The 14057-nt window shown below is 72.7% G+C and carries 12 protein-coding genes; 7 read left to right on the plus strand and 5 right to left on the minus strand.

Going from position 1 to position 14057, the window contains the following annotated elements; all coding sequences use genetic code 11:
• Window position 1 precedes the first annotated feature (1 nt).
• A complete protein-coding gene (locus tag OG917_RS08890; protein WP_328317007.1) occupies window positions 2-526 on the minus strand; it encodes a cell division protein FtsL in 525 nt (174 codons plus the stop codon).
• Complete coding sequence (gene rsmH, locus OG917_RS08895; protein ID WP_328317008.1) at window positions 523-1479, minus strand: 16S rRNA (cytosine(1402)-N(4))-methyltransferase RsmH; 957 nt, start codon at window positions 1477-1479, stop codon at window positions 523-525. The genes OG917_RS08890 and rsmH overlap by 4 nt, the downstream gene beginning before the upstream one ends.
• A 436-nt stretch (window positions 1480-1915) precedes the next feature.
• Between rsmH and OG917_RS08900 the strand changes: the two genes are divergently transcribed.
• The 4 genes from OG917_RS08900 (at window position 1916) to OG917_RS08915 (ending at window position 7540) form a co-directional block, all read left to right on the plus strand.
• A complete protein-coding gene (locus tag OG917_RS08900; RefSeq protein ID WP_328317009.1) occupies window positions 1916-2497 on the plus strand; it encodes a beta-class carbonic anhydrase in 582 nt (193 codons plus the stop codon).
• Window positions 2498-2763: 266 nt separating this feature from the next.
• Complete coding sequence (locus OG917_RS08905; protein ID WP_328317010.1) at window positions 2764-3759, plus strand: AAA family ATPase; 996 nt, start codon at window positions 2764-2766, stop codon at window positions 3757-3759.
• A complete protein-coding gene (locus OG917_RS08910; protein WP_328317011.1) occupies window positions 3759-5132 on the plus strand; it encodes a DUF58 domain-containing protein in 1374 nt (457 codons plus the stop codon). The genes OG917_RS08905 and OG917_RS08910 overlap by 1 nt, the downstream gene beginning before the upstream one ends.
• Window positions 5129-7540 carry a transglutaminase family protein gene (locus OG917_RS08915; RefSeq protein ID WP_328317012.1) on the plus strand — a complete coding sequence of 804 codons (2412 nt, stop codon included), beginning with the start codon at window positions 5129-5131 and terminating at the stop codon, window positions 7538-7540. Before OG917_RS08910 ends, OG917_RS08915 begins: the two co-directional genes overlap by 4 nt.
• A 412-nt stretch (window positions 7541-7952) precedes the next feature.
• Here OG917_RS08915 and OG917_RS08920 read toward each other — a convergent pair whose 3' ends face one another.
• The 3 genes from OG917_RS08920 to OG917_RS08930 all read right to left on the minus strand — a co-directional run bounded on the left by OG917_RS08920 (window position 7953) and on the right by OG917_RS08930 (window position 10127).
• Window positions 7953-8345: a DUF3040 domain-containing protein gene (locus OG917_RS08920; protein WP_328317013.1), complete on the minus strand. Its 393-nt coding sequence runs from the start codon at window positions 8343-8345 to the stop codon at window positions 7953-7955.
• Window positions 8346-8593: 248 nt separating this feature from the next.
• On the minus strand, window positions 8594-9352 hold the full coding sequence (locus OG917_RS08925; protein WP_328317014.1) for a methyltransferase: 759 nt from the start codon (window positions 9350-9352) through the stop codon (window positions 8594-8596).
• Between the two features lie 94 nt (window positions 9353-9446).
• On the minus strand, window positions 9447-10127 hold the full coding sequence (locus OG917_RS08930; protein WP_328317015.1) for an SAV_6107 family HEPN domain-containing protein: 681 nt from the start codon (window positions 10125-10127) through the stop codon (window positions 9447-9449).
• A 279-nt stretch (window positions 10128-10406) separates the two neighbouring features.
• Between OG917_RS08930 and OG917_RS08935 the strand changes: the two genes are divergently transcribed.
• Genes OG917_RS08935 through OG917_RS08945 form a run of 3 tightly spaced genes read left to right on the plus strand, consistent with a single transcriptional unit; the run spans window position 10407 to window position 13976 of the window.
• Window positions 10407-11270, plus strand: a complete 864-nt coding sequence (locus tag OG917_RS08935; protein WP_328317016.1) for an ATP-binding cassette domain-containing protein — start codon at window positions 10407-10409, stop codon at window positions 11268-11270.
• A complete protein-coding gene (locus OG917_RS08940) occupies window positions 11242-13326 on the plus strand; it encodes a YhgE/Pip domain-containing protein (protein WP_328317017.1) in 2085 nt (694 codons plus the stop codon). The genes OG917_RS08935 and OG917_RS08940 overlap by 29 nt, the downstream gene beginning before the upstream one ends.
• A gap of 44 nt (window positions 13327-13370) precedes the next feature.
• Entirely contained in the window at window positions 13371-13976 is a 606-nt protein-coding gene (locus OG917_RS08945; RefSeq protein ID WP_328317018.1) for a TetR/AcrR family transcriptional regulator, read from the plus strand.
• Window positions 13977-14057 lie beyond the last annotated feature (81 nt).

Consider the following 14057-nt stretch of genomic DNA (forward strand, 5'->3'; position numbering starts at 1 on the left):
GTCACCTGCCGGGGGTCTGGGTCGGCTCTGCTGTCGTGCCCGCCGGCGCGGAGGACACCGGGGAGACCGCGGGGGCGCTGCCCGCCGGGGTCACAGCCGGGGCCGGTGCGGTGCCGGAGGGCCTGGGCGCGGCCGGGAGCGGCAGCGGTGCGGGCAGCGCCGTCGACTCGGCGGCGACGCCCATGACCTTGCCGTCGCGGTCGAGGAAGGCGGGGCCGCCGCCCGGCACCATGCCGAGCTCGCGGGCCCGCTTCGCGAGCGCGCCCGGCGCGGAACGGCCGTCCACGTCGCGTTGCAGCGCCTGTTCCTCGTCGGTCAGCTCGGTGATCTGCTTCTGGTCCTTGCTCAGCTTGAAGGAACCTTCGTTCAGGGCCGAGTTGAGCAGCAGCAGCGTGATCAGACCGCCGCCGAGCAGGACGACGACCAGCAGCACGAAGGGCATCCGGGCCGCCCGCCCCGGCCCGGCCGGCATGAGCGCGGCGAGCCGCGCGGCCCGGCCCTTCAGTTTCTGCGGCGGCTTGCTCACAGAGCCTCCTCGCGGATCCGCTGCGCACCCCGCAGCCGGGCGGGCGCCGCGCGCCGGTTGTCCGCGACCTCCTCCTCCGCAGGGAGTTCCGCACCGCGGGTGAGGAGTTTGAGCCGCGGCTGGTAGCGCTCGGGCACCACCGGCAGTCCGGCCGGCGCCGTATTGGCCGCGCCTCGCGCGAAGACCTGCTTGACCAGCCGGTCCTCAAGCGAGTGGTACGAGAGGACCGCGATGCGCCCGCCCACGGCGAGGGTCTTCACCGCCGCGGGAACGGCCTGTTCCAGCACGGTGAGTTCGCCGTTGACCTCGATGCGCAGGGCCTGGAAGGTGCGCTTGGCAGGGTTGCCGCCGGTGCGCTTCGCGGCCTGCGGCAGCGAGTCGCGGATTAGCTCGACCAGCCGGGCGCTGTTGGTGAAGGGTTCCTTCTCCCGCTCCCGTACGACGGCGGAGACGATCCGTTTCGCCTGCTTCTCCTCGCCGTACGCCCGCAGGATCCGGACCAGCTCGCCGGGCGGGTAGGTGTTGAGCACCTCGGCCGCGCCCATCCCGGTCGTCTGGTCCATCCGCATATCGAGCGGCGCGTCCTGGGCGTAGGCGAAACCGCGGTCCGCCTCGTCCAGCTGCATCGACGAGACGCCGAGGTCGAAGAGGACCCCCTGGACGCGCGGGACGCCCAGCCGGTCGAGGACCTCGGGCAGCTCGTCGTAGACGGCGTGCACCAGGGTGGCCCGGTCGCCGTACGGCGCGAGCCGCTCGCCCGAGAGCCGCAGGGCCTCCTTGTCACGGTCCAGCGCGATCAGCCGGGCCGCCGGGAAGGTGGCGAGCAGCGCCTCGCTGTGACCGCCGAGGCCGAGGGTGCAGTCGACGACGACCGCCCCCGGCTGGGCGAGGGCCGGGGCCAACAGGTCCAGGCATCGCTGGAGCATCACCGGGACATGTCGGGACTGGCTCATGCGCCCTCTCAGGTACGGCGCGGTCGGACGTACTGCCGGGTCCCCGCCCGCTCGGAAGGGGACGGTCCGCCGGCGCCGGGAAGGGCGTCGGCCGGCCGGCGAGCGGGAGAGGGCCGGGCCGTACGTACGCCGCGCATGCGCGGATGTGCGGGGTGTGTCCGTCAAACAGATGTGTCTGCGGTCGTGTCTGTGGTGAGTGGTTGTGAGGAGTGCGCCCGTGCAGGACGTGACGACGCTCACGCCTCCCACTTCGCGCCACTTTAGTCCACTCGTCCCCCCGGTCAATCAACCGCCCAGCGCGCCGCGGGCCATGGTTTTCACCCGAACGGGGTACCGGCCGCCAGCTCTGTGGATTAGGTCACAACCATTCGTGTTGACGGTATTTTTCCGGCCCCTTGGCAGGACTGTTCGATCAAGGGCGGCTACCGTCGTACACATGTCGACTGGTGCGCATTCCTCCGCAGAACCCACGCCGCCCCGCCCGCACCTGGCCGTGAGCGACGGCGGAACGGTGACCGACCGGCTCGTCGAGGCCAACCGGCAGTACGCCGCGGCGTTCGAGGACCCGGGTATGGACGCCCGTCCTGTGCTCCGCGTGGCAGTGGTCGCGTGCATGGACGCCCGGATCGACCTGCACGACGCCCTCGGCCTCGAACTGGGCGACTGCCACACGATCCGCAACGCCGGCGGTGTGGTCACCGACGACGTCATCCGGTCCCTGACCATCAGCCAGCGCGCCCTGGGCACCCGGAGCGTGATACTGATCCACCACACCAGCTGCGGTCTGGAGAGCCTCACCGAGGAGTTCCGGATGGAGCTGGAGGAAGAGGTGGGACAGCGTCCTTCCTGGGCCGTGGAGTCCTTCCGCGATGTCGACCAGGACGTACGCCAGTCCATGCAGCGGGTACGCACCTCCCCCTTCCTGCCGCACACCGACGACGTCCGGGGCTTTGTCTTCGACGTGCGGACCGGGCTCCTGCGGGAGATCGGCCCGGCCGCCGGGACCCCTCAGGCCTGACCGGAGTGAGCGCGGGAACTGCTGTTCTGTTCTCCGGAGCATGACGTAAATACGGCAACCTGCGACATATCCCGCCCACTTGTCCACAGGCGAGTGACACGAAGCGGTAACGGCAACAACAATGCGGGGGATGGCACCTCGTCCGGATCCCTCCGGGCGGGGCGCCGGTGTTCCGGGGTCGGGCCGGGCCGTACGCAGTGCCCCGGCCCGTGAATGGGGTATCCCCTGCTTCTCAGGAGCGCGGGAGGAGGGCCGAGGAGGGCCGGGTGACGACCTATGACGATCGAGCGAGCCTCACAGATCTGACGACCACGGCGGAGCGCATCCGCAGGTCGGTGGAGAGTGTGATCGAGGGCAAGCCGGAGGTCGTACGGCTCTCGCTGACCGTGCTGCTCGCCGAGGGACATCTCCTCATCGAGGATGTGCCGGGCGTCGGCAAGACCATGCTGGCCAAGGCGCTGGCCCGCACCATCGACTGCTCGGTGCGGCGCATCCAGTTCACACCCGACCTGCTGCCATCGGACATCACCGGTGTCTCCATCTTCGACCAGCAGCGGCGCGACTTCGAGTTCAAGCCGGGCGCGATCTTCGCCCAGATCGTGATCGGCGACGAGATCAACCGCGCCTCACCGAAGACCCAGTCGGCGCTGCTCGAATCGATGGAGGAGCGCCAGGTCACCATCGACGGACAGACGTACGAGCTGCCCGCCCCCTTCATGGTCGTGGCCACCCAGAACCCGGTGGAGATGGAGGGCACCTACCCGCTCCCCGAGGCACAGCGCGACCGCTTCATGGCGCGGGTCTCCATCGGCTACCCCAGCCCCGAGGCCGAACTCCGGATGCTCGACGTGCACGGCGGTGTGTCACCCCTGGACGACCTGCAGCCGGTGGCACACGCCCACGAGATCCTCAAGCTCGTCGACGCGGTGCGCGGGGTCCACGTCGCCGACGCGGTGCGCCGGTACGCGGTGCAGCTGGTGACGGCCACCCGCAGCCATCCCGACCTCAGACTCGGCGCGTCGCCGCGCGCCACCCTGCATCTGCTGCGGGCCGCGAAGGCCTCGGCCGCGCTGAGCGGACGGGAGTACGCCCTGCCCGACGACGTCCAGGCGCTGGCCGTCGCGGTGCTCGCGCACCGGCTGCTGCCCACCGCCCAGGCCCAGTTGAACCGCCGTACGGCGGAGCAGGTCGTCCTGGAGATCCTCCAGCGGATCCCGGTCCCCGCCCACAACGACCAGCAGCCCGGCGCCCGGCGGCTGTGATGGCCGTCGGGGGTGCTCAGGCCGCCGTCGACGAGGACAGGGGCGGGCTGCGGACCGCGCTGTCGGGACTGACCACGCGGGGCCGCTCGTTCATCGCGGCGGGGGTCGCCGCCGCGGTGTGCGCCTACGTCCTGGGCCAGAGCGATCTGCTGCGGGTGGGGCTGCTTCTCACCGTGCTGCCGCTGCTCTGTGTGGCGGCGCTGTTCCGCACGCGGTACCGCGTCGCGGCCAGCAGGCGCCTCTCGCCCTCCCGGGTGCCCGCCGGGTCCGAGGCCCGCGTCCATCTGCGGATGGACAACGTCTCCCGGCTGCCCACGGGGCTGCTGATGCTCCAGGACCGGGTGCCCTACGTGCTCGGGCCCCGGCCCCGCTTCGTCCTGGACCGGGTGGAGGCGGGCGGACGGCGCGAGGTCTCCTACCGGGTCCGCTCTGATCTGCGCGGGCGGTATCCGCTGGGGCCGCTCCAGCTGCGCCTCACCGATCCCTTCGGGATGTGCGAGCTGACGCGCTCGTTCAGCGCGCACGACACCCTGACCGTGATCCCCCGGACCGAGCCGCTGCCCCCGGTCCGGCTGACCGGCGAGGCGGCCGGGTACGGAGACGGCAGGCAGCGCTCCCTCGCGCTGGCCGGCGAGGACGACGTGATTCCGCGCGGCTACCGGCACGGCGACGATCTGCGCCGGGTGCACTGGCGCTCGACCGCACGCTACGGCGAGCTGATGGTGCGCCGCGAGGAGCAGCCGCAGCGTGCCCGCTGCACGGTGCTGCTCGACACCCGCCGGGGCGCGTACCGGGGAGCGGGTCCTGACTCGGCCTTCGAATGGGCGGTGTCCGGGGCCGCGTCGGCGCTGGCGCACGTACTCGAACGGGGCTACTCGGTACGGCTGCTGACGGACACGGGCAGTTCGGTACCCGGCGAGGGCTCGGGCGGGTTCGCAGGGGCCAACCAGGGGGCCGCCGACTCGGCCGGGCTGATGATGGACACTCTCGCTGTCGTCGGACACTCCGACGGCACGGGCCTCTCCCGCGCGTACGACGTACTGCGCGGCGGCAACGAGGGCCTGCTGGTCGCCTTCTTCGGCAGTCTGGACGAGGAACAGGCCGCGGTCGCGGCCCGGATGCGCCAGCGCAGCGGGGCAGCGGTCGCCTTCGTGCTCAACAGCGACGCCTGGGTGCGGGGCGAGGCGGCGGAGGGCGCCACCCGGACACTGCGCCTGCTGCGCGACGCGGGCTGGACCGCGCTGGAGGCCGGGCCGGGCACCGCGCTCACCGAACTCTGGCGGCAGGCGGGTGAGCAGCGCAGCGGCGCGGGCCCGGCCGCCTTCCACGACAGCACGGCGGCCACGGGGACAACGACAGGGGGATGGTCATGAGCGGCCGGGCGCGGCTGGCGCTGTGCGCCTACGCCGCCACGATGCTGGCCGCGTGTGCGCTGCTGCCGCTGGTCCAGCCGGTCACGTGGATCTTCGAGGCGGCCCTGCTGCTGGCCGTCCAGAGCGGGGTGGGGACGCTGGCCCGGCGGGTGCCGCTGGCGCGGCCGCTGACAGTGGCGGCCCAGGCAGTGACCGCGCTGCTGCTGCTCACCGTGGTCTTCGCGCGCGGCCAGGCGCTCGGCGGTTTCGTGCCGGGCCCGGAGGCCGTGGAGCACTTCGGGGCGATGCTGCGTTCGGCGGCCGGCGAAATAGGGCAGTACTCGATTCCGGCGCCGACGACGGTGAACATCCGGCTGATGCTGTTCGGCGGTGTGCTGCTCATCGGGCTGCTGGTGGACGCGCTGGCCGTGACGTTCCGCAGCGCCGCGCCGGCCGGACTGCCGCTGCTCGCCCTCTACTCGGTGGCGGCGGGTATCGCGCAGAGCAGTGCGGCCTGGCTGTGGTTCGTGCTGGCCGCCTCCGGCTATCTGCTGCTTCTGCTGGCCGAGAGCAGGGACAGGCTCTCGGCGTGGGGCCGGGTCTTCGGCGGCTCGTCGCAGGGGCGCGGCGACCCCGGCCCGGCCCGCCGCGCCGGTGGCCCGGCGGCGCCGGTCCGCACCGGGCGGCGCATCGGGGTCGTCGCGCTGGGGCTCGCCCTGGCGGTCCCGGCAGCGCTGCCCGCGATGAACACCGGACTGCTCGGCGGCGCCGGGCGGGGCACCGGCTCCGGGGGCGGCGGGACCATCTCCGCGGTCAATCCGCTGGTCTCGCTGCAGAACAGCCTCACCCAGTCCGACGACCGTGAGGTCATGCGCTACCGCACCAACGCGTCCGACACCGACGGGATGTATCTGCGGATCGTCTCGCTCGACCAGTTCGACGGCACAGCGTGGAAGTCGTCGGAGCGCCGGATCAAGGATGTGCCGAAAGAGCTGCCCAGGCCGGAGGGGCTCGGCTCCGACGTGGGCACCACCGAGGTGAAGACCAATATCTCCGCGGCGGACTGGTACGCCCAGAACTGGCTGCCGCTCCCCTATCCCGCGACGAAGGTGGACATCAGGGGCCGCTGGCGCTACGAGCCCGCCGGGCGGACGCTCGTCGGCGACCGCGGACAGACCACCCGCGGCGTGGAGTACGGCGTGGACAGCCTGGTCGTGCAGCCGACGGCGGCGCAGCTGGCCTCGGCCGGGCAGCCGCCCGCCGCGCTGCAGCGGGAGTACACCGAGGTGCCGGGGTCACTGCCCGACGTCGTGAAGGCCACCGCGGACCAGGTGACCAAGGGCGCCACGAACGACTACCAGCGCGCGGTCAAGCTGCAGGACTGGTTCGCTTCGGAGGGCGGCTTCACCTACGACACCCAGGTGCAGTCGGGTACCGGTACCGCCGCGATCGCCCGCTTCCTGAAGGAGAAGCAGGGCTTCTGCGTCCATTTCGCCTTCACCATGGCGGCGATGGCCAGGACGCTGCACATCCCGGCCAGGGTGGCGGTGGGGTTCACTCCGGGCACCGCCCAGCCGGACGGGACGATGTCGGTCGGGCTGCGCGACGCACACGCCTGGCCCGAGCTGTACTTCGAAGGGGTGGGCTGGACCCGCTTCGAGCCGACCCCCACCCGTGGATCCGTACCGTCCTACACACAGCCGGACAGCTCGTCCGACGGTCCGGCCTCCCCGGCGCAGCCGGAGTCCACGTCGTCGGCGGCTCCCGCGCCGTCCGCGTCCGCCTCCTCCGCCTGCCCGCCGCAGCTGCGCAAGCTCAGCGGGTGCGAGGCAGCGGCCCAGGGCGGCGGCGTGCCACCGGTCGACCGGGGCACCGGTCCGGGGGCAGCGGTGGGCGTGGCGGTGGCTCTGCTGCTGGTGGTCCTGCTGCTCCTGCTGCCGATGCTCTGGCGTACCAGGGCGCGGGCCCGCCGGCTGGCGTCCGGCGGGCGGACACCCGTGGACGCAGCGGAGCGGACGCTGGCCGCCTGGCAGGAGATCACCGACTCGGCATGGGACTACGGGTTCCGGCCCGACGGCTCCCTCACACCGCGCAAGGCAGCCGACCGGATCGTGGCGGCCTGCGGGCTGTCCGGTCCCGCGGCCGACGCGGTGCACCGGGCCGCGCACGCGGTGGAGCGGGTGCTGTACGCGCCCCGCGCCGGTGAGGTGGGCGGGCTCACCGATGACGTCCTGCTGATCAGGGCCGCGCTGCGGGCGGACGCGGGCCCGGCGGCACGGGTCCGGGCGGTACTGGCGCCCCGCTCGTCCGTACGGGTGGTGTGGGAGGCCTCCCGGCGCCGGGAGCGCGCGGCGGACCGCTGGGGCAGCCGCCGTGCCGGGCTCGACCGGTGGGTCGCGCGTCTGCTGCCCTCCCGGCCGCGCGGCTGACGAGGTCGTGAGGGGCCGGCGGACAGGTGCCCTGTCCGATGGGGTGTCGCGCGCGGCCGACCGGACGCAGCACGGCAGAGAGTCGTCGGCCGTGCTGCCGGATGTCGCGGCCGGACAGCGTCATGAGCGGCGGGCGGGGGCGTCCGGGCCGGAGAGCGTGCCGGACGCCTGCCGGCCCGGACCGATGGCGTCACCGACACGCGACGTCAGCACCCTCGGGGCCATTCAGGAACGGGCCGCTTCCAGGACATGCCACGGTCGGCCGACGTGCCGCGGTCGGCCAATGTATCGGCGTCGGCGGACGTGACTGAGGGGCGGCCGCTCACGAGCGGCCGCCCCTCAGTCACTGATCCGCCGGGCGCGACCGGCCTGCGGTGCCCCCGGCAGCTGACACCTCCCGGCGAGGGCCGGGTCAGTGGCCCTGTTCGTCGCGGCGGCGCTGCCACCGCTCCTCGATGCGGTTCATCACCGAGCGGTGTTTCCTGGCCTGCCGGCCCTGGGCCGGGCCTCCGGCCTGTTGCTGTTCACCGGGCTTGGGCGCTTTGCGCCATCCGGTTACCGCGAGCACCGCGCAGCCGAGCATGACGAGGAACCCCACCACACTGATCCAGATCTGCTGCGCGACCATTCCTGCCATGAGGAGGGCGATACCCACCAGAAAGCCAGCGATCGCCTGGTACACCCGGCGACGGGTGTACGTACGCAGCCCGCTTCCCTCAAGCGCTGTCGCGAACTTGGGATCTTCGGCGTACAGCGCTCGCTCCATCTGCTCGAGCATGCGCTGCTCGTGCTCCGAGAGCGGCACGGAGTCCTCCTACTCGTCGGTCGCGGGGTACGACCGTGATGCGGCCCTTCCAGAATAGGCAGGGATTCGCCCCCGTGAAACCCGCCCTCTACGCCAATTCACCATCCGGGCCGCCATGCAGGCACAGCTGCCGGGGCGTGCATTCCCCGACGGCCGGACCGTCATGCCGGATGGTTACCCCGATCATACGGGGACTAGCCCCCGTATGGGGGGCCTGTGTGTGAGTCCGTGCATCACTGCGCTGCTGATCAGCCCTGCTTCTCACCCAGAACGTGCAGCTGGGTGGCGACCGAGTGGAAGGCGGACAGCTCCGCCGCGGCCGCCTCCAGCTTCAGCAGGGCCTCCAGGGCGCCCGGCTCGGTGTCGACCAGGACCCCGGGGACGAGGTCGGCGAAGACCCGCACCCCGTGCACCGCGCCGACTTCCACACCGGCCGCGGTGACCAGCCCGGTCAGCTGTTCCGCGGTGAAACGCCGGGGCACCGGGTCGCCGTCGCCCCACCGTCCCGCCGGGTCCGTCAGCGCCTGCCTGGCCTCGCTGAAGTGCCCGGCGAGTGCCCTGGCCAGGACGGCGCCGCCGAGCCCGGCGGCGAGCAGGCTGAGCGCGCCCGAGGGCCGGAGCGCGTCCACCGCGTTCCTGATGCCCTCGGCCGGGTCCTCCACGTATTCGAGGACTCCGTGGCAGAGCACCGCGTCGTATCCGCCGCGCTCCACCACGTCGAACAGGCCGAGCACATCGCCCTGCACGCCGCGCACCTGGTCCGCGACCCCGGCCTCGGCGGCCCTGCGCTCCAGGCCGAAGAGGGCGTTGGGGCTGGGGTCGACCACGGTGACCCGGTGACCGAGCCGGGCGACGGGCACCGCGAAGTTCCCGGTGCCGCCGCCGGTGTCGAGCACATCCAGGGCGGGCCGGCCGGTCGCTTCGGCCCGGCGGTCGAGGGCGTCCTTGAGTACGTCCCACACCACGGCGGTACGAAGGGAGGCGCGGGGGCGCAGCTGGTCCGACACGGCGGTTGACTCCTCGGCGCGGTGCCGCCGCGGACGGCGGGCCGTAGACAGCAAAGACTGGCTCCCACCCTATTGCCTGTGAAGGTCCCCCTGATCACCCCGCGTGCGGGCGCTCCCCCCTCGGCTGGGGCAGCAGCGGCTGGAGGGCCAGCAGCCGCTCGACCAGGCGCAGGAACATGCCCGCGTCGCGCAGCAGATCGTCCGCGTCGCGGCTGCCCGCCGCACCCGGTATACCGGCCTCCGCCCTGGCCCTGCGGGCGGCCCCGGAGGCGAAGAGGGCGCTCCACTCGGTCAGCTCGGGTGCGAGCTCCGGCAGCAGCTCCCAGGCGGTACGGATGGCGTTCCTGCGTCCGCGCCCGGGGCCCGCGTTCCGGCGCCGGGCGTCGTCGGGCCTGGCCCGTGAGGCGAGCACCGCGGCGGCCGTGCGCAGCGCGGCGAGGTGGGCGGTGGCATAGCGCTCGTTGGGCTCTTCAAGCCCGGCCGCCTCGTCCAGTCCTGACCGGGCCTGGGCCAGCAGGTCGAGGGCGGCGGCAGGGGCTCCCGTGCGGCGCGCGACGGGGTGGATGTCGCTCGCGGGTCCCCCGGCCGACGAGGAGAAGGCGGGCGGGGAGAAGGCGGGCGGGGCCGGGGAGGCGGGGGTGAAGAGAGCCGGTGCCCCGGGTGCGGCGGCGCGGGAGGGGTCGGGGGACGCGGCGAGGGAGGGGACGGGGGCGAGCGAGGGGGCAGGGGCGGTGACACGGGGCCGGTGCGCTGGTGCGGCGTTCGAGCTGGCCATGACGGAACCTCCTGTCGTGGTGTGACGGCGCTGTGGCCGTCTGTGTCCATGGTGCGGGCGACCACTGACAATCGGCCCTGACCTGGGCCTTTGCCGGAAGCACCGAAGACGGCGTACTTTTTTGCACTGACTGGTCAGTGCAAGAGCGCCGGATCAGGTGTCGCGGCTGCCGCAGCGGCAAGACGCTCGTACCGGCAGCGCACCCGCGCCGCGGTCGCACGCGCGGGTGCCGGCGGCACGGCAGGCGCCGGTGCCATCGACAGAACAGGGGAGGGCGTCGTGGACAGCCCGCACGGGGCAGCAGTGATCGCGGAGGGGCTGGGGCTCAAGGGCCCGTACGGCTGGGCCTTCCGCGGGGTGGACATCGAAGCGGAGCCCGGCTCGCTCATCGCGGTCGAGGGCCCGTCGGGCTCAGGACGCACCTGTCTGCTCCTCGCCCTCACCGGCCGGATGCGGACGAGCGAGGGCGAGGCCGAGGTGGCCGGCCACCGGCTGCCCAAGCAGCTGGCCGGCGTGCGCCGGATCAGCGCGCTGGGCCCGGTCCCCGGGGTCAGCGAGCTCGACCCGGCGCTGACCGTGGACGAGCATCTGCGCGAGCGCGCCCTGCTGCAGCACCGCTACCGCGGATCGTTCCGGGCGCTGCTGCGGCCCCGCGCCGAGCGTGCCGCGGCGGCCCGCGCCCGCATCGACGCGGCACTGGAGGCCGCCGGGCTCGAACTCGCCACACTGCCCAAGAAGGGCCGCACCTCCGTGCGGGATCTGGAGCGCCTTGAGGCCCTGCGGCTCTCCGTGGCACTCGGCCTGATGGGCGGTCCGCGGCTGCTCGCCGTGGACGACGCGGACCTCAAACTCTCCGGCCCCGAACGCGACGCGGCCTGGGAGCTGCTGCGCTCGGTCGCCGCCGGCGGCGTCACCACTCTTGCCGTCTGCAGCAGTGCGCCGGACGGCGTGCTCACCGTCTCCACCCGCCGGGAGTCAGGCCCGGAGGAAGAAGGGGGCGCCACGGACGCAGCGGACTCCTCGGACACGACGGCCGGGGCGGACACGGCAGCGCGGACCACACAGCCCCCGAAGGACCCGGCAGACCCGAAGGACACAGAGGAAGGGGCAGCCGATGCGCTCGCCGAGACTGGCCGCCCTTGAGCTGAAGCGGTTCGGCAGGGGCAGGCTGCCGCGCGCCGCCCTCGTCGCGCTCCTGCTGCTCCCCCTGCTCTACGGGGCCCTGTACCTCTGGTCGTTCTGGGACCCGTACGGCAGGCTCGACCGGATACCCGTCGCCCTGGTCAACGACGACCGGGGCGCCGAGGCCGCCGGCAAGAAGGTCCGGGCGGGCGATGACATCACCGATGGGCTGCGCGACAGCAAGGTCTTCGACTGGCACGAGACCAGCGCCGCCGAGGCCCACAAGGGCGTCGAGGACGGCACGTACTACCTGTCGCTGACCATGCCGGCCGACTTCAGCAAGCGGGTCGCGTCCAGTTCGGGTGACTCTCCCGAGACCGGCGCCCTCCAGGTCCGCACGAACGACGCCAACAACTACATCGTCGGACAGATCTCCCGGACGGTGTTCTCCGAGGTCAGGACGTCGGCATCGACCCACGCCTCACGTACCTTCCTGGACCGCATCTACCTCTCCTTCGCCGGTCTGCACGATCAAACGGCGAAGGCGGCCGACGGCGCGTCCGACCTCTCATCGGGCCTCGGCCGGGCGCGGAAGGGGTCGAAGACCCTGGCCGACGGTGCGAAGGACGCCAGGGCCGGCAGCGGCAGGCTGGCCGGTGGCATCACGAAGCTCGACAAGGGCGCGGCCGGTCTCCAGTCCGGGTCGAAGCAGGTCGCCGCGGGCACCAGGACCCTCGCGAAGAAGGTGAACGGCGCGGCCGGGGCCGTCCGCCCCTTCCTCAGGAACAACAGCAAGTCCATCGGTGACGCGGCCCGGCTGGTCTCCGACTCGACCCAGGTCGTACGCGACCACCTCGCCTCCCTGGTGAAGGCGGCCCCGGTCGCGGCACGCGGCGCGGCCACCGCATCGGCCGGCCTCGACAGCGTCTACCGGGCCCGCTGCCAGGAGCTGCCCGTACCCGACCCGGCCTGCCCGCAGCTGAAGAAGGCCAAGAAGGCGGCTGCCGATACGGCGCGGATCGCGGGCGACGTCAACGGCCTCGTACAGCAGCAGAACGGCGATCTGAAGACGCTCGACGGACAGCTCGCGACGCTGCAGAAGCAGGCGGACAGCCTGGCGGAGCACGCCCCGGACCTCGCATCGGACCTGGACACGGCCGTCGCCAGGATCAACCAGCTGGACAGCGGGGCCCACCGGGTCGCGAGCGGCGCGGGCCGGCTGCACACCGGGCTGACGGCGGCGCGGACCGGCGCCACCTCCCTGCACACCGGGCTCGGGAAGCTGAACAGCGGTGCGCGCACCCTGCACGCCGGGCTCGTCAAGCTCTCCGACGGCGCGGGCACCCTCGCCACGGGGCTGCACGACGGGGTGTCCAAGATCCCCGACTACGACAAGAAGGACCGGGACCAGCGCACCGGGGTGATGGCCGATCCGGTACAGCTGGCCTCCAAGTCGCTCCATCCCGCGCCCAATTACGGGACCGGCTTCGCTCCGTACTTCATCCCGCTCTCGCTCTGGGTCGGCGCGATGGTGGCGTACATGCTCATCCAGCCGCTCAGCCGCCGCGCGCTGGCCGCCGGCGCTTCGGCGTGGCGGATCACCTTCGCGGGCTGGCTCCCGGTGGCCGCGATCGGAGTGCTCCAGACCGCCGCGCTGATGGCCGTCCTCCACTGGGCGATCGGTCTGCAGATGGTCCGGGCTGCCGGGACGCTGGGCTTCCTGGCGCTGGTGACCTGCTGCTTCGCCGCGATCGTGCAGTGGCTCAACGCCCGCTTCGGTGCAGCCGGGCGGATCCTGGTGCTGGCGCTGCTGATGCTCCAGCTGACCTCGGCCGGCGGCACCTATCCGGTCCAGACGAGCCCGGCGTTCTTCAACGCCATCCATCCGTATCTGCCGATGAGTTACGTGGTCGAGGGGTTGCGCCGGCTCATCACCGGCGGGGGCCTGGCCCCCGTACTGACCGGCTCCGCGGTACTCCTCGCCTTCACCGTGGGCGCGCTGGCACTGACCGCGCTGTCGGCGCGGAGCAAGCAGGTGTGGACCATGGAGCGTCTGCATCCGGAGCTCAGTCTGTGAGCGGGATGGCCCGCCAGGGGGCGCGGCCTGTGAGAATCGGGCGCATGGACACCAGCACCAGACGGCAGGCCACCCGGCAGAAGCTGTACGAGGCGGCCGTCACCCTCATCGCGGAGCAGGGCTTCTCCTCCACGACCGTCGAGGAGATCGCCGAGCGCGCGGGGGTGGCGAAGGGCACGGTCTACTACAACTTCGCGAGCAAGACCGTGCTCTTCGAGGAATTGCTCCGGCACGGGGTCGGGCTGCTCACCGCCTCGCTCCAGTCCGCGGCCGACACGACGGCGGAGCGCGGCGGCACCAAGGTCGAGGCACTGGACGCCATGATCAGGTCCGGCCTCGGCTTCATCGACACGTATCCGGCCTTCACGCAGCTGTACGTCGCCGAGCTGTGGCGTACCAACCGGGCCTGGCAGTCGACCCTGCTCGTGGTGCGCCAGGAGGCGGTCGCCGTCGTCGAGACGGTGCTGCGCGAGGCCGTCGAAGCGGGTGAGCTGAACGAGGAGATCGACATCGCGCTGACCGCTGCCGCCCTGGTCGGGATGGTCCTGGTGGCGGCTCTCGACTGGAAGGCCTTCCAGAGCGAGCGGTCGATCGACGAGGTGCACGCGGCGCTCTCGCGGCTGCTGCACGGGCGGGTCAGCGGACGCTGATCCCGGCGGGAGACGACCGGGCAGGGACGCGCGGGCAGGAAAGAGCGCCGCCCGTCCCGGCCCGGTCTCCCGGTCCGCTCC

Origin of the sequence: Streptomyces sp. NBC_00388 (assembly GCF_036061255.1) — a bacterium.
GTDB lineage: Bacteria > Actinomycetota > Actinomycetes > Streptomycetales > Streptomycetaceae > Streptomyces.